Annotated in this window: 18 protein-coding genes; 13 read left to right on the top strand and 5 right to left on the bottom strand. The window is 60.3% G+C overall.

Translation table 11 applies throughout. The annotated features are described in order from the left end of the window. Nucleotides 1-295: 295 nt before the first annotated feature. On the bottom strand, nt 296-1,237 hold the full coding sequence (locus ACZ5BO_RS12230; protein ID WP_464699980.1) for a LysR substrate-binding domain-containing protein: 942 nt from the start codon (nt 1,235-1,237) through the stop codon (nt 296-298). 312 nt (nt 1,238-1,549) lie between these two features. Here ACZ5BO_RS12230 and ACZ5BO_RS12225 point away from each other — a divergent pair, with 312 nt between their 5' ends. Then, the gene (locus tag ACZ5BO_RS12225) at nt 1,550-2,722 is read left to right on the top strand and encodes a hypothetical protein (RefSeq protein ID WP_464699978.1); all 1,173 of its coding nucleotides are present in this window, start codon (nt 1,550-1,552) and stop codon (nt 2,720-2,722) included. 269 nt (nt 2,723-2,991) lie between these two features. Then, entirely contained in the window at nt 2,992-3,867 is an 876-nt protein-coding gene (locus ACZ5BO_RS12220; RefSeq protein ID WP_464699976.1) for a LysR substrate-binding domain-containing protein, read from the top strand. A gap of 114 nt (nt 3,868-3,981) precedes the next feature. Here ACZ5BO_RS12220 and ACZ5BO_RS12215 read toward each other — a convergent pair whose 3' ends face one another. The 4 genes from ACZ5BO_RS12215 to fae form a co-directional block, all read right to left on the bottom strand. After that, nucleotides 3,982-5,343 (bottom strand): MFS transporter, encoded by a 1,362-nt coding sequence (locus ACZ5BO_RS12215; RefSeq protein WP_464699974.1) that lies wholly within the window; start codon nt 5,341-5,343, stop codon nt 3,982-3,984. A 147-nt stretch (nt 5,344-5,490) separates the two neighbouring features. Further along, nucleotides 5,491-6,924 carry an NAD-dependent succinate-semialdehyde dehydrogenase gene (locus tag ACZ5BO_RS12210; protein ID WP_464699972.1) on the bottom strand — a complete coding sequence of 478 codons (1,434 nt, stop codon included), beginning with the start codon at nt 6,922-6,924 and terminating at the stop codon, nt 5,491-5,493. Then, complete coding sequence (locus ACZ5BO_RS12205) at nt 6,921-7,955, bottom strand: aldo/keto reductase (RefSeq protein WP_464699970.1); 1,035 nt, start codon at nt 7,953-7,955, stop codon at nt 6,921-6,923. The genes ACZ5BO_RS12210 and ACZ5BO_RS12205 overlap by 4 nt, the downstream gene beginning before the upstream one ends. A gap of 10 nt (nt 7,956-7,965) precedes the next feature. After that, nucleotides 7,966-8,478, bottom strand: coding sequence for a formaldehyde-activating enzyme (gene fae, locus ACZ5BO_RS12200; RefSeq protein ID WP_464699968.1), 513 nt, complete (start codon nt 8,476-8,478; stop codon nt 7,966-7,968). Nucleotides 8,479-8,965: 487 nt separating this feature from the next. Here fae and ACZ5BO_RS12195 point away from each other — a divergent pair, with 487 nt between their 5' ends. From ACZ5BO_RS12195 to ACZ5BO_RS12145, 11 genes are all read left to right on the top strand, one after another. Then, a complete protein-coding gene (locus ACZ5BO_RS12195) occupies nt 8,966-11,161 on the top strand; it encodes a type VI secretion system Vgr family protein (RefSeq protein WP_464699966.1) in 2,196 nt (731 codons plus the stop codon). Continuing rightward, nucleotides 11,161-12,270: a DUF2169 family type VI secretion system accessory protein gene (locus ACZ5BO_RS12190; RefSeq protein WP_464699964.1), complete on the top strand. Its 1,110-nt coding sequence runs from the start codon at nt 11,161-11,163 to the stop codon at nt 12,268-12,270. The genes ACZ5BO_RS12195 and ACZ5BO_RS12190 overlap by 1 nt, the downstream gene beginning before the upstream one ends. Before the next feature lie 2 nt (nt 12,271-12,272). Beyond that, nucleotides 12,273-17,252 carry a DNA/RNA non-specific endonuclease gene (locus ACZ5BO_RS12185; RefSeq protein ID WP_464699962.1) on the top strand — a complete coding sequence of 1,660 codons (4,980 nt, stop codon included), beginning with the start codon at nt 12,273-12,275 and terminating at the stop codon, nt 17,250-17,252. A 3-nt stretch (nt 17,253-17,255) separates the two neighbouring features. Continuing rightward, nucleotides 17,256-17,786: an SMI1/KNR4 family protein gene (locus ACZ5BO_RS12180; RefSeq protein ID WP_464699960.1), complete on the top strand. Its 531-nt coding sequence runs from the start codon at nt 17,256-17,258 to the stop codon at nt 17,784-17,786. 582 nt (nt 17,787-18,368) lie between these two features. Continuing rightward, on the top strand, nt 18,369-18,911 hold the full coding sequence (pilL2, locus tag ACZ5BO_RS12175; protein ID WP_464699958.1) for a PFGI-1 class ICE element type IV pilus protein PilL2: 543 nt from the start codon (nt 18,369-18,371) through the stop codon (nt 18,909-18,911). After that, a complete protein-coding gene (locus tag ACZ5BO_RS12170) occupies nt 18,908-19,558 on the top strand; it encodes a hypothetical protein (protein WP_464699956.1) in 651 nt (216 codons plus the stop codon). Before pilL2 ends, ACZ5BO_RS12170 begins: the two co-directional genes overlap by 4 nt. Nucleotides 19,559-19,567: 9 nt before the next feature. Beyond that, a complete protein-coding gene (locus tag ACZ5BO_RS12165; protein WP_464699954.1) occupies nt 19,568-20,308 on the top strand; it encodes a TIGR03759 family integrating conjugative element protein in 741 nt (246 codons plus the stop codon). After that, nucleotides 20,293-20,877, top strand: a complete 585-nt coding sequence (locus ACZ5BO_RS12160; RefSeq protein ID WP_464699952.1) for a transglycosylase SLT domain-containing protein — start codon at nt 20,293-20,295, stop codon at nt 20,875-20,877. Before ACZ5BO_RS12165 ends, ACZ5BO_RS12160 begins: the two co-directional genes overlap by 16 nt. Next, entirely contained in the window at nt 20,874-21,431 is a 558-nt protein-coding gene (locus ACZ5BO_RS12155; protein WP_464699950.1) for an integrating conjugative element protein, read from the top strand. Before ACZ5BO_RS12160 ends, ACZ5BO_RS12155 begins: the two co-directional genes overlap by 4 nt. A gap of 9 nt (nt 21,432-21,440) precedes the next feature. Further along, nucleotides 21,441-23,612 carry a type IV conjugative transfer system coupling protein TraD gene (gene traD, locus ACZ5BO_RS12150; RefSeq protein ID WP_464699948.1) on the top strand — a complete coding sequence of 724 codons (2,172 nt, stop codon included), beginning with the start codon at nt 21,441-21,443 and terminating at the stop codon, nt 23,610-23,612. Beyond that, on the top strand, nt 23,609-24,355 hold the full coding sequence (locus ACZ5BO_RS12145) for a TIGR03747 family integrating conjugative element membrane protein (protein WP_464699946.1): 747 nt from the start codon (nt 23,609-23,611) through the stop codon (nt 24,353-24,355). The genes traD and ACZ5BO_RS12145 overlap by 4 nt, the downstream gene beginning before the upstream one ends. Nucleotides 24,356-24,385: the final 30 nt, after the last annotated feature.

The following is a 24,385-nucleotide window of genomic DNA, read 5'->3' as shown; positions in this document are numbered from 1 at the left end:
CGTGCAGGCATGGCTGGAAGCCGCGGACAAGGTGCAGCGACAGGCAATCGACAAGGACCGGATATGGCATGGCTGGGCACTCGGGTTGTTGTTATGTGAGTGCTGGCAGTCTTGTCGTCCGGCACGACAAGGACAAACGATTAATTGCGCGGACTAACATGCAAAAAACGCAGGTTATGACGCACTGATGATGCTGGCCTGACGGACCTCTTCGCTGGCAAGCCAGCTCCTACACAGGTTGTGCATGTGGGCTTTTGTAGGAATCGGCTTGCCGACGAAGGCGGTCCCGTGGCCTCTAGCTCAGGGGGGTGGAGGCTGTGGAGGGTTCAAGCTGGCGTTGCGCCAGCCAGATTTCTTCTTCGAGCCACTGGCTAAACACCTGCAGTTGCGGCAACGGAGCCTGTGCTGGACGTGTCACCAGCCAGTAGGACTGGTGACCTTCCACATGCACGTTGTGCACCTGGGTCAACTGCCCCGCCGCCAGTTCCGCCGCCACCATGTGCCAGTCGGCAATCGTGATTCCCAGGCCATCGGTGGCCGCATGGATGGCCAGGTCCAGAAGGTCGAATTCATAGCCGCCCTGAGTATCGACCCCGCTGATACGCGCGGCATCCAGCCAGTGCTTCCAGGTCAGGTAGCGCTGGTCTTCCCGGGCCAAAACATGCAACAGGGTCATGCGGCCGAGGTCGACGCCCTGCTCCGCCGATTCCCGGGCCAGCAGTGAAGGCGCGCAGACGGCGATATGCCGCTCCTGGAACAGCAGCGAACTGTCCAGGCCATCCCACTCACCGTCACCAAAGCGGATCGCGCAATCCAGGGTCGCGGTTTCCGCCAGGCTGTCCTGCAAACGCGTGGTCAGGCTCAGTTCCAGCTCCGGGTGCTGCTCGCGCAGGCGTCCCAGGCGTGGCAACAGCCAACGACTGGCGAAGGTCGGCGGTGCATTGAGGTGCAAGCGATTGGTGTGGGATTTCTGCGCAATCCCGCGCAACGTCAACTCGATCTTGTCGAAGGACTGGTGCAGGGCCCGCAGCAGCACACGCCCGGCACTGGTCAGCTCCAAGTGATGATGGCGCCGTTGCAGCAGGCTTTCCCCCAACTGCTCCTCCAGTTGCCGGACCTGACGGCTGACCGCACTCTGGGTGACGTTGAGCAATTCGGCGGCCCGGGTAAAACTGCCGGTGCTGCCGGCGACCTCGAAGGCTTTGAGCGCATTGAGCGCAGGCATCTTGCGTTTCACGACAGTCTCTCTAACGGCTGCAGGAGGCGCAGAGCATCGCATGCCATCGCGGGCAGAAGCCATGGGACTAACATTCATTTTAGTCATGCGTGAGAGCTGAATAAATCGTTTGTCGAGCCCGCAGTGGCTGGCAACACTGCGGGCACACACAACAATACGAGTAACACTCATGCCTCATCTCTCCCTTGCACCGACGGTCACCGCTGGCTGAAGCCACAGCGTTCGCCCCTCTGCTTCCTTTCACCCTTGGCTGCTGCCCTTGCTGCGGCCGGGTTCATCGCACCCCACAATAACAATCCGGGAGAAAACCCCATGCTTTACAAACGCTCCGGCCTTTTGTGCAACATTGCCCTGCTGGGCAGCCTCGCCACCCCCGCTCTGGCCGTGCAAGTCACCGACCACCTGGATCTGGGCGGCGCGGTTCGCGCGCGCTGGGACTACGATCCGGACCGGGATATCCAGACCTTCAACTTCGACACCGCGATCCTCAGTGCCAAGTACAGCTCCGACACCTGGATCGGCGCCGCCAAGTACCGCTTTTACGGCCGCGCCTACCCTTACCGCTACACCGACAACATGGGCGACATCGCCTTCGCCGAGAGTGCCTGGATCGGCTACCGGTTCAACCCCGAGCAGCAGGTACAGGTCGGTCTGAACCAGATTCCCTTCGGCCTGCAGCCGTATTTTGGCAGCACCTTTTTCGAAACCCTGGGCAACGTGGTCGGCCTGGAGGACATCCAACAGATCGGTGCCAAATACATCCAGCAGAGCGGGGACTGGAACCTCCAGGCCGGCTACTACCTGCGCCCGATCTGGCAGGGCAAGGGCACCAGCAACGGCCGTACCTATTCCAGCGTTGTGTCTTCGGCCGACAGCTACGTGGCTGACGGCAGCGACAACCGCGAACGCAACACCCTGGTACTGCGAGTGGCCAGGGCCGTGCCACTGGGTGACTGGACATCGGAAGTCGGGGTCTCGGGCCTGACCTCGACCCTGAAAAACAACGACACCCACAACGACGGCCGACGCAATGCCATGGCGGTTCACTACCGGGGTAAAAACGGCCCGTGGGGCGTGCAATTGCAGGCAGCGCGCCAGCAGATGTCGCCACGCAATCCGGGCACCGATGAGCTAATCACCCTGGGCGGCTACGACGGCACCTTCAACGTCGCCAGCCGTGGCAACTTGTACGTCGCCGACCTGAGCTACGACGTCGACGGCAAATACCTGTCCGACCAGGTCAGCGGGGTCAAGCTGTACGCCAACTACAGCGCTTTCGACAAATCGGCCAGCGCCTACAAAACGTCCCAGCGGATGATCCTCGGCAGCTCGTTCTCTCTGAGCAAGCTGTGGATCGCCACCGAATGGCTGTTCGGCAAAAACGATCCGTACATCGGCGGTAGCAGTTATGCCCAGAGCCTGGGGGCCGGAGGCAGCAACCAGTGGGAAAACCAGGTGTATGTGAATATCGGCTACTACTTCTGAATCCTTGCTGGCCTTTTCGCTGGCCAGCCAGCTCCTGCGGTTGACAGGGATATCGCAGGAAACGCCGTAGGAGCCGGTTTGTCGGCGAAAGTGCTCTCACGCTCCTCTTCGCTGGCAAGCCTGTGCCCTCGGAGGACGACCACAGGGTAAGATGGGCGCCCTAAAAGAAGCGCCTTACAACAACAATAAACCTGCCCCGCCACTTCCTGCGCTCAGCCCGCCAGGCTTGGATCGCTGCTTTCTGGCGCCAGGTGCGGAGTCTGCCCGCCATGCGCCAACTGCCCTCTCTGAACATGCTTCGGGTCTTCGAGGAAGTCGCCCGCCATCGCAGCTTCAGCCAGGCCGCACCCGTCCTCAACGTCACCCAGGGCGCGGTCAGCCGACAGATCAAGCAATTGGAGGACTACCTCGGTGTGGCGCTGTTCAGCCGCTCCCCTCAAGGGTTGGCGCTGACCGAGGCCGGCGCGGCCCTGGCGCCGAACCTGGGACAGGCCTTCGATCATATGGAGCGGGCCCTGCAAGCCCTGCGTGTACCCAATCTGCGCCAGCGCCTGCGCATCGTCGCGCCGCCCACCTGGGCCACCCGCTGGCTGTCGGCGCAGTTGCGGGACTTCTGCCAGCGCTACCCGGATATCAGCCTCAGCGTGACCCAGCACAACCACCACGACAGCCCGGCCGAAGTCGACTGCGAGATCCGTTTCGGCCTACAGGCCGCCGTCCATTGCCAGAGCCAACTGCTGGTGATGGAGCGGCATATTGCCGTGGCCAGCCCGGAGCTGTTCAGCGACGGCCAAGCGCCGGATCTCAGGCGCTTTCCCCTGCTGCACATCCTGCATGGCGACAAGCGCTTGCAGGTCTGGGAGAACTGGCTGGCGGCCGTGGGCCGCAACGACATCGACGCCCAGGCGGGGTTGGAGTTCAGCACCTTGGACCAGGTGATCCACACAGCCCTGGCCGGTGGCGGGCTGGCAGTGATCGATCGGCAGATGATCGAACGGGAACTGGAGGATGGCCGCCTGCTACCGATCACCCCGGTGGAGGTGATCGGCCCTTACGGCTACTGGCTGGACGTGGCGAATGGCAAACAAGGGCTGTCCAAAGTGCAGCTGTTCACCCAATGGCTGGGGCTGGTGAGCAACCCCTGAGGGCCCGTGGTTTCTCGTAGGAGCTTGCCAGCGAAGGCAACCTCAAGGCTGATGCAACACTCTCTGGCCTCTTCGCCGGCAAGCCGGCTCCTACAACGGTCGGGCGGGGCGACATCAGACCGGTGAGGCGACCTTCGGCAGATCGCGTCCGATCGTGTCAGCAGCGCTCACGCTACACGCCTGGTTGAGCGTGAGGGACTTGGTCTCTGGCGCCCAGGCCCAGGAAATCAGTGCCCCCAGAGCCAGAATCCCGGCGAGGATACCCATGGTCGGGCTGAGGCCGATCCCGGCCACGCTCACCGGTAGCAGAAAGGTGCTGATGGCCGACCCCAGGCGACTCACGGCGGTGGCCAGGCCAATGCCGCTGGCACGCACTTCGGTGGGGAAACTCTCCGCTGGAAATACGCCCACCAGGTTACTCACCGCCGACAGCACCAGGGTGAACACTCCGAACAGCAACACCATCAGCCACGCCGCGCCGCCCGGCATTACCGCCAGCAGCAACAGTGCCACCGCCAGGATAATGAAGGCGTTGATCAGGAACCCCCGGCGAGAAAACTTCACCGTGCACCAGATACCGATCAGCGCGCCGAGGATCAGCAACAGGTTGAGCATCAGTTCGGTACCGAAACCCTCGGCCAGACCCATCTTCTGCAGGATCGACGGCAGGAAGGTGTAGATGGCGAAATACGGCATGACGATGCACACGAAGAACAGGCAGTTGAAGGCAGTGCGCTTGCGGTATTCGGGACTGAACAGCACGGCGTAGCCGGAGCGGGCTTTGCCGCTGGCTTGCTCGTCCAGCACCACGTTGGCTCCCAGGTGTTTGTGCACGATGGCCCGTGCCTCGGCAATGCGCCCGCGGTTGATCAGCCAGCGTGGCGATTCCGGGGTGCCGATGCGCGCCAGCAGGATCAGCCCGGCGGGAATCGCCGAGGACGCCAGCATCCAGCGCCAGGCATCGTCGCCGAGACTGAGCATGGCGGTACCGACAAAGGTCGCGGCGACGTAGCCGAAAGTCCAGATCACGCTGAACGTACCCAGCAGCACACCACGCTGCTTCTTCGGTGCAAACTCGGCGAGCATCGCGTGGCCGACACTGAAATCGCCGCCCAGGCCGATGCCGATCAGCACCCGGCAAAGAAACAGGCCCATGGCAGTCTCGGCATAGAACTGCATCACCGAGGCCAGGGTGATCAGCACGAAGCTGACCAGGAAGATCTTCTGCCGTCCCAGGTGATCGGAGATCCAGCCGAAGAACAGACTGCCAATAAACAGTCCCATCAGCGCCGAGGCACCGATCAGGCCCTGCCAGAACGCATCCAGTTGCATCTGCGGGCTGAGCAGGGTGAAGGCGATGCCGATCAGGCCGAGGATGTAGCCGTCGGTGAAGTGCGCGCCGAAGGTCAGGCCGGCAATTTTCAGGTGGAACCGGCCAATGGGCAGGTCATCGATCTTGACGGTTGTAGTGCTCATGTTCGTCTCCATTTATTGTTCTTGAATAAGAGATGAATCGAACCACGCAGGGGCCGGCTTGCTGGCGAAAGGGCCTTTGAGCCTTGCGCCCTTTTGCTGGCAAGCGGAACGCCGCCCGGCCAGCTCCTGCAACGGAAGGGCTGAGGGCTAGAGGCCGCCCATCAGCAGGTATTTGATCTCCAGGTAATCGTCCAGGCCGTATCTGGAACCTTCGCGGCCAAGGCCCGATTCCTTGATCCCGCCAAAGGGCGCCACTTCGGTGGAAATGATGCCTTCGTTAATGCCCACCATGCCCGCCTCCAAACCCTCGGCCACGCGCCAGACTCGGCCGATGTCGCGACTGTAGAAGTAGGCCGAAAGGCCGAATGGCGTGTCATTGGCCCGCTGCAGTACTTCGGCTTCATCTTTGAAGCGAAAGCACGCCGCCACTGGGCCGAAGGTTTCTTCCTGGGCGATCAGCATCTGGCCGCTGGCTTCAGTGAGGATGGTGGGTTCGAAGAAGGTGCCGCCCAGGGCATGACGACGGCCGCCGCACAGCAGCCGAGCGCCCTTCTCCAGCGCATCGCCGACATGCGCCTCGACCTTGGCCAGGGCCGCCGCATTGATCAGCGGGCCTTGCTCGGTATCGCCATCCAGAGCACTGCCGACCCGTAGGGCGGCCACCGCCTCGGCGAGCTTGGCGGTGAAGGCCTCGTACACCCCCTCCTGGATAAAGAAGCGGTTGACGCAAACACAGGTCTGCCCGGTGTTACGGAATTTCGAGGCCATGGCGCCCTTGACCGCAGCGTCCAGGTCGGCATCGTCGAAGACAATGAACGGCGCGTTCCCACCCAGTTCCAGGGAGACTTTCTTCAGGGTGTCGGCGGCCTGGCGCATCAGCAGTTTGCCGGTGCGGGTCGAGCCGGTGAACGACAACTTGCGCACCACGCTCGAGGCCTGCAGCGCCTCGCCAATGGCCGGAGCATCGCCGGACACAATGTTCAGCACCCCGGCCGGGATCCCCGCCTGCTCTGCCAGCACCCCGAGGGCGAAGGCCGATAGCGGGGTTTCCTCCGAGGGCTTGAGGATCATCGTGCAACCGGCGGCCAAGGCCGGGCCGACCTTGCGCGTGACCATGGCCAGGGGGAAGTTCCACGGGGTGATCGCCGCGACCACGCCAATGGCCTCCTTGGTCACGATAATCCGCGCGTCAGCCTTATGGCTGGGGATCACATCCCCGTAGGCGCGCTTGGCCTCCTCGCCGAACCATTCCAGGAAGCTTGCGGCATAGACCACCTCGCCCATGGCTTCGGCCAGGGGCTTGCCCTGTTCGCGGCTGAGCAAGGTGGCCAGCTCGCGCTGCTGGCCGAGCATCAACTCGCTCCAGCGCTTGAGCCGCTGGCTGCGCTCCTTGGCGGTGAGTGCGCGCCAGGCCGGCAGCGCGCGTCGGGCGGCGGCGATGGCCAGGCGGGTTTCCTCGGCACCGGCCTTTTGCACTTGGGCGATCAGCTCGCCATTGGCCGGGTTGTACACCGGGTAGCTGGTGCCGCCGCTGGACCATTGGCCATCGATGAAATTACCAGTACGGATCAACGTGCTCATGCCACAGCCTCGCTCAGGGAAAAACGCTCGAGCCCCGGGCGGGCCGTGCGCAGAATACGGTTGCCGGCGGTGTAGTCGTTGATCACATCGCAGGGGGTGTAGTTGCGTTCCAGCTCGTGCAGCTCCTCGGCATCCAGGACGGTATCCAGGGCCGCCAGGGCGCTGTCGAACTGCGCGGTGGTGTCGGCACCCACCAGCATGCAGTCAACCCCGGCATGCTTGAGCACCCAAGCCTGGGCCACCTGGGCGTTGGACAGACCTCGAGCGCGGGCCACGCGCTGTACCGAGTGAGCGATCTGCAACGAGGCCTCATCGCTGTACATCTGCTGGGTAAAAAAGTCTGTCTGGTTGCGGGTCGACTGCACGTCACCGGTGAGCAGGCCCCGGGCCAGGGGACTGAACACCGAAACGCCCAGGCCCTGGTCACGGCAGAATGGGATCATCTCGCGCTCTTCCTCGCGATAGGCGCAGTTCAGTTGCAGCTGCATATTGATCGGCTTGACCCAGCCATGGCGCTCGCAGGCCATGAGCAGCTTCGCCAGTTGCCCGGTGAGCATGGTGGAGACGCCGATGTAGCGAGCCTTGCCGGCACGGACGATGTCGTCCAGCGCCTGCATGGTTTCTTCCACCGGGGTGTTCACATCGAAGTAATGCAGCATGAACACATCGACGTAATCCATGCCCAGGCGCTTGAGCGAAGCATCGATGCTGTCGAGGATATGTTTACGTGAATGACCGCTGGCGTTGATCCCCCTGCGGGTGCCGTAGCCGACCTTCGTGGTGATCACCAGGTCCTCGCGGCGCGCCAGACGCTTGACGATGCGCCCCACCACCTCTTCGCCGACCCCAGCGGAATAGAAGTCCGCCAGGTCGATGAAATTCACCCCGTGATCCAGGGCGTGAGCAACGATGGGCTCACTCTGTTTTTCATCGAAGATCCAGGGTTTCCAATCCGGGGTGCCCATGTTCATGGTGCCCAGGCACAGGCGCGAGACTTGCAGGCCGGAGTGGCCCAAACGAATGTATTGCATGCTGCGCTCCTCAGGCCTTGGGGGTGTAGAACGGGTTGCTGATCTGGTTCGCCACATCCGCCAGTTGGGCACGCTCGGGCTTGCCGGTCAGCGCCGCGCGAATCGCCGTGCGGCAGGCGTTGTAGTTGTTGAGGTAGACCGCATCCAGATCGTCGCAATCCGGATTGACCCAGTTGGCGGTGACGATCGCCCATTCGTCTTCGGCTTCGGCCGGCAAAGTTCCATCCAGCAGTGCTTCGAGCACCGCCTTGGCAATACCTGCCTGAGAAGCGCCCCAGGTGGCGTTGCCGTGCAGCTCGCCGACAATGGCCGCTTTATTCACGTACAGGGTCATGGGCTTGACCGAAATATTCGGCTGGGCAATGACCATGAACGGGCAATGACCCTGGCTCGGTGAGGCGAGGCTGCTGGCGAAGGCCTGTCCGGCAGGACCGTTGCGCGGCCCGATGAGAATATTGATATGAGCGGCATTCACGCCTGGGCCTTCGAAGCCTTCGCCGATATAGAGATCGAGTGGTTGCATGGGGATTTACTCTTTGAGGACACAAGGGAAGAAATGACACGGGACCGTCAGCGCCGGGCCCACAACTTTTCGTTGCTTGAGTTCAAAGAGCGCGAGTGAAGAAGGACGCAGAGTGGGTCCTGGAAGTGAACGGTAAAGGACTGAGTCATGGGGCAAACGCTCTTTGTTGTTATGGGTGAGCTGTATTTGCGTTGTTTTAGCACCGGGCTCTCTGGAGCCCGTAACCATTAAAAATCATGCGGCCATGAGCTTTTGTCATAGCCACTGACCTGCGCCGAGTGCTGTCATTGCATTTGCACCCGACGCGACTCGCAGTGTGTCGTAAGACATTTGATTGCGGGCCGACTTCTAAAATCAGAAAACCCAAATCATTTTCCAGACCAGTCCCATATTCACACCCGCGCACCCTTTGCTAGGTTGAGCGCCACTTTGCACCCGGGCCAGGTACGGCACGGGTCTGGCCTCTCTCAAGCTTAAGGATGAGCCTATGTTCGCGCCGGCCGACACTGCGCATTTCGTGCTGTCCATCCCTTCTGTTCGCCACGACTTCAAGGTGCTGGCCTTCAAGGGCCGCGAAGCCATCAGCGAGCTGTATGCGATCCATATCGAGCTGGTTTCGGACAACCCCAACATCGATCTGGAAAGCCTGCTCAACCAGCCGGCGTTCTTGCAGTTCGGCCTCAAGGGTGAAGGCATCCACGGCCTGATCGACGACATCGAAATCGGCGACAGCGGCAAGCGCATGACCCGCTATCACCTGATCCTGCGCCCGCACCTTTACCAGTTGCAGCACCGCCACAACCAACGGGTCTACCAGAACCTGACGGTGCCGCAGATCATTGCCAAGGTGTTCAAGGAACACGGCATCCTCGCCGACCAATACCGCTTCAACATTGCCCCCAAGCCGTCGCTGCCCCGGGTGTATTGCGTGCAATACGGCGAGACGGATTTCCAGTTTGTGCAACGCCTGTGCTTTGAAGACGGCATTCACTGGCACCACGAACACAGGCCCGACCAGCACCTGCTGGTGTTCTCCGACAATCAGACCGACTACCCGATCCTGGCCCATGCACGCTATCAACAAGGCAGCGGCCTGGCTGCCGAAGACCCGGTGGTCAGTCATTTCGCAGTGCGCTTCAGCACCCGCACCAGCCAGGTGGCGCGCCGCGACTACGACCTGAAAAAGCCCGATCCACGCGGCGCGTCCAACGGCGCCAAGCTCGATCCGGTGCCCAGCACCCTGCACAGTTCCGCACAGAGCGAGGCAGCGCCGATCCTGGAGGACTATCGCTACCCGGGCCGCTACAACACCGGCGCAGTGGGCAAGCAGTTGAGCCAGATCGCCCTTGAAGGCCACCGCGCCGACTACCAGTTGGCCAAGGGGCAGAGTGATCTGTCGACCTTTCGCTGCGGCCATCTGGTCACCCTCAGCGAGCATCCGCGCGGCGAATACAACCAGATGTGGCTGCTGGTCAGCGTTGAACATGAAGGTCGACAACCGCAGGTGCTGGAAGAGTCGGTCACCGGCGACGACCGCCACGGCGGCTTTACCCAGGGTTACCGCAACCGCTTCAGCGCCATCCCCTGGGACACCTTCTTTCGGCCGCAAGAGCCGGCCCCCAAGCCTCGACTGAGCAGCCAGACCGCGTTGGTGACCGGTCCTGCCGGTGAGGAAATCTGGTGTGACGATTTTTCGCGCATAAAAATTCAGTTTCATTGGGACCGCGAAGGCCAACGCAATGAATTCTCCAGCTGCTGGGTGCGCGTGGCCACCAGTTGGGCCGGTGAAGGCTTTGGCCACGTGATCATCCCGCGGATCGGCATGGAGGTGCTGGTCAGCTTTATCGGCGGCGATCCCGAGCAGCCGCTGGTGACCGGTTGCGTGCCGAACCAGCACACGCCGGTGCCCTACCCGCTGCCGGCGAACAAGACCCGCAGTGTGTTCAAGACCCGCAGCAGCCTGGGGGGCAATGGCTCCAACGAGCTGCGCATCGAGGACAAAAAGGGCGCCGAAGAGATCTACGTCCACGCAGAAAGAGATCAGAACATCGAAGTCGAACACGACGAAACCCACTGGGTCGGACGTGATCGCACCAAGACCATCGATCGCCACGAGCGCGATCGCATCAAGCGCAACTGGTCGATCAATGTCGACTGCTTCAAGACCGAGACCATCAACCTGGCGTCCCTGCAAAACGTCGGGCTGGCCAAGATGATGAACATCGGCACGGTCTACAGCCAGAACGTCGGCCTGCACATGAATACCCTGGTGGGGATCAACCAGAGCACCCAGGTGGGACGTAGCCAGAGCACGGTGGTGGGCACGTCCTACAGCCTCAACGTGGGCGATGGCAGCGTGCAAAGTGAAGCCCCGCCTGAGGGTGAGGAACCTGCACCGGATGCCAGCGGACCAGGATCGAGCATCAAGCTGGACGGTGAAAGCATCACCTTGCAGGTCGGGCGCTCGAAAGTGGTGATCACCGATGCCGGGATCTACCTCGACGGGCCGGACATTCATCTGGTCGCGGGCAACACGGTCAACGCCGATGCACCGGCAGACGTGCACCTCAACAGTGGCACCGCACAACCGGCGCCGAACCTGCCGGTGGACGCCGAAACCACTCAGCTCAAAGGTCTGGATGTGACCGACACCATGCCGCTGCTGATCGACGGTAGCTGGTGATGAGCCTCATCCACATCGAGAACCACACCGGCCTGCCGCACCTGCTGTACGAAAAAACCACACCGGCGGGTATGCCCATGGACATCCTGGTGCTTCGCGGCACCTTTGATTTTGCCCAGGGCTTGGCCATGCCCTTGAGTGAAGAGCAGAGCGCGATTGTCCTCGGCGATCGCTTCGATGGGCCGATAGCCACTCACCCCTTGCAGGCGGTGATCGCCGAAGAAGGTGATCTGCTGTTGGGCAAGCCCGGCACTGATGTGTTGCTGCAAGGCAGCGTGCACAGTTTCGAGGGGCAGTGGCGAACCAGCTGGCCAGTCGAGGTGCAAGTCGGACCGCTGCACAAGGCCTTGCAGGTCCATGGTCCGCGCACGGTGAGCAAGGCGCTTCTGGGGTGGACGCTGGGTGCACCGGACAAAGTGGAAAAGGTCGCGTTGGATTACCGCCTGGCGTTTGGTGGCTGCTTCTACGACTGCGAACCGTGCGCCGAGCAGACGCCGATTCCCAGCGTCAGTTACCCCAGCAACAGTGCCGGTTGTGGCTGGCTGCCGAGCGCGGCTGAACTGAGCACCCTGGAGGCTTCGGTGCGCCAGCGCATCGAAGCGCAGATCGCGCAGTTGGACAGCCTGCCCGCCCCACAGATTGAAGACCCATCACACCCCTACAAAGCGCCGTCACAGCGTCTGCAGCCTGCGGGCCTGACCGCGCTGGCCCGCTGGTGGCAACCGCGCGCGGGCCTGCAAGGCACGCTGGATGCGCAATGGCTCGCTGAACGCTACCCGCTGCTGCCGGAAGACTTCGACCCGCGTTTCTACCAGAGCGCCCCGGCCGACCAGGTGGCAGTGCCCTACCTGACCGGCGACGAGAACGTCCAACTCAAGGGCTGCCTGAGCGAGGGCGACTGCGTCATGCAATTGCCCGGCGTTGCGCCGCTGGTGGTGTGTGAAGGCGCAGACGGTGAGTCCTACGTCAGCGTACCGGTGCTCGATACCGTGCGCCTTGACCTGGACCAGCGTCAGGCCGTGCTGCTGTGGCGCCTGCCTGTGACGGCAGGTATCAGCCGGATAACGATGGCGCTGGTCGGCACCGCCGCGTTGCCAGGGAAGGCTTGAACATGACGGACAGATTGACGATCTCCGACAGCGCCGACGATGCGGCAGCGGAACAACGCCTGGTGGATGAGCGCAGGCTCAGTGAGTTGCAGCAGCTGAAAGCTGAGCTGGACGCGCAAAAAGCCGCCGCCACTCAAGCGGTCGCCGCCGAGTCGGCGCCGGTGGATAGGGAGGCAGCCGCCACCGCCAAAGGGGGCAGCAAGCGCCACGTCGCCCATGACAGCAACGAGTGGAAAGCCGTGTGCAGTGTGCCGGACTTCTGCTGGGTCGGGCCGGTGGTGGTGGCCTTTGACTCGTTCGCGACATTGGACAAACCGGTGCTGGCTTCCAGCGACGTCAAGGCCCGTGGCACCCGGGTCTATCGGCTGGGTGACCTCTTCAATCAGGTCCAGGCCGATGCCGGCGCCCATGTGGTCGCCGGCACCTCGCTGAGTGCCGGCAACGTCAAACTGCTGGAGGGCCACGGCAACGTCAAGGTCAACGGCCTGCCGCTGGCCCGGCATGACAGCGCCTGCCTGATCAACTGCAACGCCGCCGGTGTGGGCGGCACCCTGGGCAAGATTGTGACGACGGCCCAGTCGGCGACTGCGGTTGCCAGCGAGACGAGTGACCTGGCACCTCCCGGAGAGCGGACCAGTGCCCGCCTGCAAGAATTGGAGGCCGAGCGCGAAGCCCTGAAGCAGCAACAGCTCGATATCGATGGCCTGGATAAGTACATCGATTTTGATGGCTGGAATAAAAGCGCCGATGAGGGCATCGCCAGTATCAAGCGAGGGGCAGTGCTGGGCGCATTAGGCCAAGTTCCCGGTATGGCAGACGTCGATGCGCAGATGACTCGTGGCCTGGCCGGGTTTGCCAAAGACGCGGTCATGGGGGTTGGCGAACTTGCCTACACCGGGGTCAAGTATCAAGCCAAGGTGCTCCAGGGCTATACCCCGGATGGAATGAAAGGCCATGCACTGGATGCGCAGATCCTCGCGGAGAACATGCGCCTAGGAAATATCACCCCAGGCACCGTCGGTGAAGGGGCCTGGAGCGGTGCCAAAGCTGTGGGATCAGCCTTGGTCAAGCCGGTGACAGAGGCCTGGTCCAAGGGCAACCATATTGAAGCAGTGACGCGGGCCGGGGTGGAGATTGCTACCTTGCCGTGGGCGCTGTTCAAGGCAGGCAAGGCGGCATCTGCCGCTAAAGCTGCCAAGGCGTTGAAAGCCCTCAAGAACACCGGTACTGCCAAAAAAGTCGGGCGAGCCGCTAGCGAAGTTGCCGATGGCGTTCACGTCAAGCCAAAAGGAGCACCGCATGGAACTGCGGAAGATGTAAAAACCGGAAAAACCTCCGATAGCGGCAAGAACTGCGAAACCAGTAAATGCGGTCTAAAAGGCGAACCCGTGGATGTCGCCACCGGCGACTACCTGCAGATCTGGCCGGTGCTGGAAATCCCCGGCAGCATCCCGCTGAAACTCTCGCGCCTGTATCGATCGCGTGCAGACTTTCGTGGGCTATTTGGGCGCAAATGGGCCGACGACTGGTCCCAACACCTGGTCCTCGATCGTCAACGCATTACTTACCACACCGTCGACGGCAGCACCCTGGACTACGAGGCGCCGGACGACGAAGTCCTGGCCCATAACCGGCGTAACGGGCGCTACCTGCTCAGCGGCCAACGCTCGGGCACCTTGCGCCTGTATGACCGCACGACCCAGCAGACACTGAGCTTTGCTCACAGCCCGAACCCCAGTCGACCCTTGACGGCGATTGAAGACGGCAATGGCAACCGCATCCGCTTTATCTACGGTCCACAGCAGCGGCTGCAGCGTGTCGAGCATAGCGACGGCTATCAGTTGCACATTGAGCTCGGCAGCACGGGCCTGCTGACAGGCATCACCCTGCACGACGGCGAACAACGCCCGCGCCGCTTGCTCAGTTGCCGTTATGAGCAACACAGCATGCTGACCGACTGTGCCAGCCATCAGTTCGGCACCCTGTATCACGCTTACAACAACGCCGGCCACATGACCCAGTGGCACGACACCGACAAGACCCATTTCCATATTGCCTACGACGCCAAAGGGCGGGTCATTCGAACCCATGCCGACAGTGGTCATTACGCCGACCGCTTCGAGTACCACGATGCCAATCGTTGTACCGACTACCATGACGCCGAAGGCGCAAGCAGCCGTTTCTACTACAACGCCGACTTCCTGGTGGTGCGCGAGATCGACGCACTGGGCCATGAATGGCTCACCGAGTGGGACGAATACACCAACAAGGTCGCCACTACGGACCCTCTGGGCCGCACCACCACCTACCGCTACAGCGACTTCGGTGAACTGCTGACTCAGATCAACCCGGACGGCACCCGGCACACCTTCGACTACAACGCTCAAGGCCTGCTGACCCGCTACGTCGCCACCGACGGTGTCACCTGGCAAATGGAGTACGACGCCCAGGGCAACCTCAGCAGCGTCAAAGATCCCGATGGACGCACCACCACCTACCAACGCGGCGCCCACGGCGAACTGCTGAGCCAGACCTGGCCGGAGGGCACCCAGACCCTTTACCGCTACGACCGCAAACAGCGTCTGAGTGAAGTCCAGCAACCGGACGGCCAGACCAGCCGCGTACAACTGGACACCCTGGGCCGCCCTCTCCAGCAGCAAGACGCGTTGGGCCAGATCACCCGTTACGCCTACCACAGCCAGCATGCCCATCCCCGTGGTTCCCTCAGCGGCGTAACCCTGGCCGATGGCACCGAACAACACTGGGCTTATGACAGCGAACACCGACTGGCCTGCTTCGTCGACGGCGAAGGGCATCGCACCCGCTACGGCTACGGCGCCTTCGACCTGCTGGAAAAGCTCACCTACCCCGGCGGGCAAAGCCTGACCCTGGGCTACGACAAACTCACCCGCTTGACCCGCCTGACCAATGGCGTCGGCGACGTGTATCAATACGCCTACGACAAAGCCGGACGCTTGATCGCCGAGCGTGACTTCACCGGCACCCTCACCCGCTATTGCTACAACGCCGTCGGTTGGCTCACGGAGAAACACTGTGCCGATGGCGCCCGCGTGGCCTATCACTACGACATCGCCAGGGCGCGCCTGCTGAGCATTGCTCACTACCGGGCCAACGGCGAACTGAGCGAACAGATCGAGTTCAACTACAACGACGTCGGACACCTGATCCGCGTCAACAGCCCGGGCGCCCGTATCGAATACCAACGCGACGCCGTGGGCCGCTTGCTCAGCGAACGCATCAATGGCCGCCTGATCGAACACCAGTACGACCCCGCCAGCGGCCTGCCCGTCGGCCAGCAGGCCGGCGCCATCGCCGAACAGGCCAACACCCAGGAAGCCTTCGCCGCCCTGCCTCACGTGCAATGGCAGCACGATAGCAATGGCGGTCTGGCGCAACTGCTGATCGCCGGCCATGCACCGTTGCAGATCAGCCGCGACGCCCTGGGCCGCGACATCCAGCGCAGCAGCAGCGCCGGCTTCAACCTGCACCAGCAGTACAACCGCCTCAGCCTGCTGACCGAGCAAAAGGCCGGCGCAGCAGCGGCCTCCTTTGTCGAACGCCACTACCGCTACGACAAAGCCTTCAACCCGATCCAGATCGACGACAACCGCTGGGGCCAGAGCCAGTACCGCTACAACGCCAACCAGCAACTGATCGCCGCCCACCTGGGCCAGGGCCAGCCGCAGCAATGGCTCTACGACAACGCCCTCAACCTGCTCAGTGAAGGGCAAATCCACAGTGCAAAAGGCATGGGCGTCAAGGCCGAGCAAAAAGGCGGGCGAGTGGTCAAGTCCGGGGCCAACCGCTACCGCTACGACGCCTGCGGCCGCCTGGCTGAAAAAATCGTCGACCGCCACGGCTTCCGCCCCCAGCGCTGGCAATACCGCTGGAACAGCGACAACCGCCTCACCGACCTCTACACCCCCAACAACGAACACTGGCGCTACGAGTACGACGCCTTTGGCCGCCGCACGCGCAAGTTCAACTTCAGCCGCAGCAACAACCGCAACTCGATCTACGCCCACAGCGAACAACACATCATCGGCGAGGAATACCTGTGGAGCGGCGAACAACTGCTCGAAGCCGCGCCCATTTACGCCGACGGCACCGTCGCCTTCGAACACGCCACCCGCTGGAGCTACGCCCCGGGCGGCATCACCCCACTGGCGCAACAGCAAGGCGACAAACTCTGGTACATCGTCACCGACCACCTCGGCACGCCCCGAGAGCTACTGGACGAAAGCGGCCAACTGGGCTGGAGCAACAGCCCCAGCGTCTGGGGCCAGGCACGGCTATGGCAAGCCGCGAATGACGAGTTCGCCAGCAGCAACGTGGTGCCGATCAACAAGACCACCTGCCCGATTCGCTTTCCGGGCCAGTACTACGACGAAGAGAGTGGGCTGCACTACAATCGGCATCGGTACTACGATCCGGAGACGGCGCAGTATTTGAGTCCGGATCCGATAGGACTCGCGGGTGGGGTTAGACCGCAGGGGTATGTACATAACCCGAACAGCCGGACCGATCCTCTTGGGTTGTCTAGTTATATTGAATATGGGGAGCTAGACAGCTTCGGCCGCCCGACTGGAGTTCAGGCCCGATTAAATTCAAGCGATATTAATACCGGTACGCATGCCAACCCTAACATTCAACCTCCGGGCTTCATTACTGGGGCTGGCTCTAACAGAGCTAGGGGGCACTTGCTTGGTAGGCAACTAGGCGGGTCTGGTGATGATCCGCGAAACCTTGTTACTATTCAGCAAACCCCCGCAAACACTCCTGTCATGAGTAAAATTGAAGGTGATATAAGGAAAGCTTTGGAGAGCGGGGAAGTGGTTGACGTTAGTATTACACCAATTTATAAAGGTAGCGCCAGAATACCGGCTGGGATCACGATAAAAGCCGAAGGGTCTAGTGGTCTATCTATACATAGCACTGTCCTTAACCCTCCAGGGATGTAGTTTATGAAAATCTCAAGTTTAAAAAAAATACTAACACCACCAAAGTTTCCAAAGGAAGCTAGTCAAGGGGCGAGCTGGCCTATGATTGATGACAGTATTTCTTTCCCTTCCGACTACATTGATTTTATTGAAACGTATGGCTCAGGACATACCGCTGAATTCATTACTATATTTAACGTATTCAGCAAAAACGAGAATATCAACTTTTTTTCACAGAAAAAAACAATATTAGAAACTCTTACCTCACTGATTGAATATGACGAAAACTATTACAACTACACTCTCTACCCTAATGAAAACGGACTGCTACCCATCGGCATCACTGACAACGGGGATTATATATTTTGGGTCACCACCCCGAAAGCCAGCAGTGACTCTTGGGATATTGCAGTGATAGCGTCAAGATCGCCAGACGTAGAGCATATAAAAGGTGGGATTGTTTTATTTTTAGAATCCATTCTTTCTAAAAAAATAAAATGTTCATCCTTCCCAACCAGCTTCCCAACAGAGCCAATTAAATTTATTAGTATCTAAGTATTTTCTCACCACTCGGAAAACCAACTAAACCCTTAGCCAGCCTCAAGCAAAAACCTTTCATAACAAGAGCACTCTTTAATTAATCAACTCCACAACCAGAAATAATACTATCGGCAAAACACTCAAAAAATCATGCCATGGCGTGGCGTGATCGACTTCAACCCAACGCTGGGCTGCACTGTCGGCCAAGCTTTCCGTCTTTTTCATGCACCATGACAGTAACAAAATAATTGCAAATATAATCGATAGCCAATTGCAGCGACCAATCGATAATCATTACGCCTTCATATACGAAGAATAAATCATCATAAGTGCTGACAAAGAGTTGGGAATTTGTATCTTGTAACGTCCCAAGCCCCAACCTTCTGCGTCTAATGGGTATGGCCAACGAGGACGATATGAAACCTCTTACGACGATAGTCTGACCGCCAGCGGATTAAAATGCCGGCATTCAATTAGCCCCGACTGCCCTTCCACTCATCTGGCAATAATCCGGACCATCAGCAATACCCATTGTTTACTGATGGATAACGCATAGAGAGCGATGGTGGCACATCACCGACCCCGGGGATTTGCCGCATGTGCACCTTCGCCTTTCGTTCACTCACCTTACTGTTCAGCTTGTGGTTGCTGTCCGGGTGTATAGCACCTCAGCTCCCATCACCTTCATCCGGCGTTGTCCCATTGGAGGCAGCCTCAGAAGCGCCCCCAATTTCCGTCCCCGTCGTTCGCTACGGACGTTACACCCTCATCGAGCTGGTTCCAGAGCCTCACCAGCGCGACTTACTACAACAAGTAGTCGAAGTCGCTATTCCTCCCAGCCTGGATACAACCGTGGGTGATGCGCTACGCCATATGCTCTTGCGATCTGGCTATCAGCTCTGCGACCTGGACGGAATAAGTCCACTCACTACCTTGCCCCTGCCAGCGGCTCACTATCGATTAGGGCCACTGTCATTGCGCGATGGATTGCTGACGTTGTCAGGAGCCTCTTGGGAACTTCAGGTTGATGACGCCCTACGTCAGATCTGCTTTGTCCGCGTGATGCCTCCAGGAATCGATGTCGGCGATAGCCCGTCCCAGATGGAAACACCACTGGCAGCACTGGAAGATCGGTCATGATTTTGATGACAGGCCCTACACGTGCGCATCGTGTACGCAGACTGATGAAGATTGCCGTCATTGTTTGGGCACTTTTGCTCAGCACCTTGGTTCTGCTCAATCAGGCCGAGGTATCTCGACTTACAGGCCAGGCTGAAGCCGGCACACAGGATGCAAAAATTGATCTTCTGGAGACTCAAGTCGCAAACCTGAGTCAAGCCATCCAAGACACCCGCCAGCAAGCGACAGAGCAGTTGAAAGCGCACGCCGATAGATCGCACCAGGATCTGAAACAGAAACTGGCAACCATCGAATCAGCACTGAATGAACGCTTGGCTCCTTCCAGTTTGCTTCCACTGCTGGCACAGATCGAAGCGCTGGCGACCCGTGTAGATGCCCCACGCGAAGCCGCCTCCATCACTCCACCGCGGCCCATTGCCCAGACCAAGAAGATCAAGCCCCAGGTTCCGCCCTTCACCATCAATGGAGTTGAATTGCGTGGCAGCGAACGCTTCCTGGTCATTCTGCCGAGCGGTTCATCAACACTTGGCGAGGCCACATTGCTACGTCAGGGCGAGAGCACTGCCGAGTGGCAACTGGATGCCATCGATGGCGCAACCGCAGTGTTCCTCCGTGAAGGTCAGGCATTACGCCTGGCCATACCCTAGGAGGGCAGGATGAAACCTACAGTCCTTTCCACCTTATTGGTGCTCATCCTGTCGAGTTGGGGTACTTCTCCGGCCATTGCCCGCAATACCGAAGTGATCTCCTCCCACACTCGCTCAAGCCAGGAGTTTCAGAGCCGGTCCACTGGCGACGATGAGTATCAGGCGCAGTCATGGGGTCTGAAGCAGGATGAGTGGGCACGCTATCGTCATCTGATGCAAGGCCCGTTGGGCGTGTACTCCCCCAACATCGATCCGCTGACCGCCCTGGGTATCGAGGCACGGAACGACGACGAGCTCCGTCATTACGCCCAGTTGCAGGTGCAAGCCGAAGCCATACGTGTCGAAAAGTTGTTGGTGTACCAGCGAGCCTACGACGAAGCCTGGAGACACCTCTACCCGGACCTGCAGCGGGTCAGCCTGGGCGAGGACAGTCCTCCCCTCAGTTCCCCCTTGATGCCAACAGGGTCTGGGCGGCTCGCCGTTTTCGTAAAGAGAAACTGCAACGACTGCGAGCACCTGATCAGTCGCCTAACTATCGCTGAAGCTGAATTCGATCTCTACATGGTTGGCAACTCGCAAGACGATGTAACGATCCGTGAGTGGGCTCGTCGCGCCAAGATTGCCCCGAGCAAAGTGAAAGCCGGACAGATCACTCTGAACCATGATGCCGGTCGCTGGCTGTCGCTCAATCTGCCGGGAGACCTGCCCGCAGTGGTGCGCTGGGTGGACGGCCAATGGCAACGCCAATAGCCCTCTATGTGGCCGGCGCATTGCTGCTGATCGCCACATCAATCGATCACGCGGCGGCACAACCTCAGCTTGTGCCTCCGCCGGCCTACCAGATGGCAGCCCAACAGTCTGGCATTTCACCCACCGTGCTCTATGCCATTGCCCTGCAGGAAAGCGGGTTGAAGCGCGGTTCGCGACTGGTCCCATGGCCCTGGACCTTGAACGTGGCGGGAGCGCCCCAGCGTTACAAGAGCCACCTGGAAGCCTGCCAAGGCTTGCTCAGAGCCCTTCGCCAGACAAAACCGACCCGCATTGACGCGGGGCTGGGCCAGATCAACCTGGGCTACCAGAAACATCGCTACCTGCACCCCTGCGAATTACTGGATCCCTACCGCAACCTCGCGATCGCAGCGCAGATTCTGCGCGAACAGCACAAACCCGGTGAGGATGTGTTGCTCGCCATCGGCCGCTATCACCGACCTGCAGGTGGACCACCCGCCGCGCGCTATCGACGCAGTGTCAGCCACCACCTGTCGCGATTGCAGGGCGAACCCACCGCAAAACAGACACCCAACAGGAAATCCCCATGAGACTCCATCTTCAAGCATTGGCCTCAAACATCACGCTGGTGGTGATTGCCCTGCTGACTCACCCAGTGGTAACTGCGGCGCCACCCTCCTCCCTGATCGTTGTTGAAGACCGAGGCGGTATTTCCGCGCTGCCTTACTACCTTGCACTGGATCCAGAACAGGAAGATGCCGATGGCTTCCGATCACCGTCAGTCAATCCGCAGGTGGCTACCATCGCCCCCGTCAGCGAGGCGAGCATGCTGCCGGTTCACACTACGTTGCTATCGCCTGGTCAGGTAGTACGCAAAGCCATCAAGGCGCCAGGGCTGATGCCATTGTTTCTTGTAGGCGACGATGAGCACTCCCGAGCATGGCTACGCCAGCGCGGCGCAGCGTTGCAGGCGTTGGGCGCAGTGGGGCTGGTCGTCAACGTTGCAACCCCACAAGCGTTGGCCGAACTGCGTAGCGAAGCGCCGGAGCTGAAGCTGATTCCTACCACGGCTGACGACATGGCCGAACGCCTGGGACTTGAACACTACCCGGTCTTGATTACGCCGACCGGCATTGAGCAGTGAGCGGGTACCTTGGCCCAGCCTCACGCTGTCGAGGTCCTTCTTAGGCCTGCGGTCGAACTCTATTCCGTCGCGGTCTGCCTCAGCGCTGCGGTCTTGTGCTTGATCGCCCCCTGGTCCCTTGCCTTGAGTCCATCCATGGGCCTGGGCTCAGCCCTAGGCTTTCTTGGCTTTGGCGCTATGCGCATGCGTGACGCCGCAATCATCCTGCGGTACCGCCGCAACATCCGGCGCCTGCCCCGCTATGTGATGACCAGCCGCGAGGTGCCGGTCAGTCAAAAGCGTCTGTTCATCGGTCGAGGCTTTCTGTGGGATCAGCGCCACACCCATCGACTGATGCAGACCTACCGCCCGGAGTTTCGCGCTTACGTTGAACCGACGCGGCTGTATCGCATGGCCCGACGCCTGGAGGAGCGTCTGGAATTCGCGTCGGCTCCATGGTCCGGACTCGCTCGCCTCACCGCTTGGGATCATCCGCTGAACCCTGCCCAGCCCCTTCCACCAGTCGGTGGTCAAGCTCGCTTGCATGGCATCGAACCCAACGAAGTGGAGGTGACATTGCCTCTGGGCGAACGGGTCGGGCACTCCTTGGTGCTGGGAACGACCCGCGTCGGAAAGACTCGGCTCGCCGAGCTGTTGATCACCCAGGACATCCGGCGACGCAACGCCCAGGACGAGTTCGAAGTGGTGATCATCTTCGACCCCAAAGGCGATGCCGACCTGCTCAAAAGAGCCTATGTCGAAGCCAAGCGCGCCGGACGTGAAGGCGAGTTCTACGTTTTCCACTTGGGTTGGCCGGATATCTCGGCGCGCTACAACGCTGTTGGTCGCTTTGGCCGGATATCCGAAGTCGCATCCCGTATTGCCGGGCAGCTATCCGGCGAAGGCAACTCTGCTGCTTTTCGCGAGTTCGCCTGGCGCTTCGTCAACATCATCGCCCGTGCGCTCGTGGAACTGGGGCAACGCCCGGACTACCAACTGATTCAGCGTCATGTGGTCAACATCGATGCATTGTTCATGGAGTACGCCGCACAGTTCTTTGCCAGGACCGACACCAAGGCATGGCAGGTCATCGTTCAGATCGAGGCCAAACTCAACGAGAAGAACACCCCTCGTAACATGATCGGACGCGACAAACGGGTCGTCGCGATCGAACAGTACCTGTCCCAAGTGCGGGTCTACGACCCGGTGCTCGATGGCTTGCGCAGCGCGGTTCGCTATGACCGGACCTACTTCGACAAGATCGTCGCTTCTCTCCTGCCACTTCTGGAAAAGCTCACCACCGGCAAGATCGCCCAGTTATTGGCACCGAACTACTCCGACCTGGAGGATTCGCGGCCGATCTTCGACTGGATGCAGGTCATCCGCAAACGCGCGGTGGTCTACGTCGGCCTTGATGCCCTGTCAGATCCCGAGGTGGCTGCAGCCGTCGGCAACTCGATGTTCAGCGATCTGGTGTCGGTTGCCGGGCACATCTACAAATTCGGTATTGATGATGGTTTACCGGGCGCGGTAGCGGATGCGAGGGTGTCGATCAACGTGCACGCCGATGAAGTCAACGAACTGATGGGCGATGAGTTTGTGCCGATGGTGAACAAGGGAGGTGGCGCAGGATTGCAAGTCACTGCGTATACCCAGACGCTGAGCGATATCGAAGCGAAGATCGGAAACCGGGCAAAAGCCGGCCAGGTCATCGGCAACTTCAACAACCTGTTCATGCTGCGCGTACGGGAGACGGCGACAGCCGAGCTATTGACCAAGCAGTTACCAAAAGTCGAGGTCTACACCACCTCATTGATGAGCGGCGCCACCGACAGCTCGGACATTCGTGGGCGCACCGATTTCACATCCAACACCCATGACCGCATTACCACATCCAGCGTCCCGTTGATCGAGCCAGCACACATTGTCGCCCTGCCCAAAGGACAGGCCTTTGCCCTGCTCGAAGGTGGGCGCCTCTGGAAAGTCCGCATGCCACTTCCCGCTCCCGATCCGGACGAAGTGATGCCCAAAGACCTGCAACAGTTGGCAGACTACATGCGTCAGCACTACGTAGACGCTGGGGATTGGTGGGAAAACGCAGATTTGCCTGGATTGCAGAACGCCCCTATTCCCGATGACCTGCAAGATGACTTCAGGCAGATGGCCGCAGGTGAGCTTACCCAGAACGATGTCTCGACATGAGTTCATCCTCTTCGACAGCACCCCCTCAGCAAAACCAGAATCGCGGGTTGATTTCAACGCTCATCGCCCTGCCTTTTCATCTGTTCGGTGTCCTGTGTGGCTCATTACTTCTGAGCATCACAATCGAATGCCTGGGCATGCACTTTTTCTGGCCCGAGGAAGGCTGGCAGCATGCGTCCAACATGCTGAGCTTTGAGCTGGCACAGCTTTCCGAAAACTTCACGCGCAGCGCCGTAGTACAGGAACCTGGACGAACGGCGCATCAACTGGTCCAGAAGGCCTATGAGTGGATCTTCGTGAAAAGCCACCTGGCCGACTGGATACGGGAGAAATCAGCCAAGACCGCAGCGGCCACCAGTGGTGCCAAGGACTTTCGATACTTCGTCAGCCAGGCCTACATCTGGCTGGAGAAATATTTGATCGCCGCGGCCTTCATCACACTGGTGGTGATGGTTCGTGTGCTCATCCTGGTGCTCGCCGCGCCGCTGTTTCTGCTCAGTGCCTTTGTCGGCCTGGTGGATGGACTGGTGCGGCGAGACATTCGACGCTTTGGTGCCGGGCGCGAGTCGGGGTTTGTCTACCACCGCGCCAAGGCGTCGGTGCTGCCGCTAGCTGTGCTGCCGTGGGTTGTGTATCTCGCATCGCCCATCAGCGTGAACCCGCTACTGATTCTGCTGCCCGGCGCGATCATGCTGGGGCTTGCGGTGAACATAATGGCCGGGAGTTTTAAGAAATATCTGTAGGTGTCTACCACGGCCTTGAGGTCGTAATGG

Source organism: Pseudomonas sp. FFPRI_1 (genome assembly GCF_055384485.1).
The sequence above is the reverse complement of the archived record's forward strand: the minus strand, read 5'-3'. Positions and strand labels throughout refer to the sequence as shown.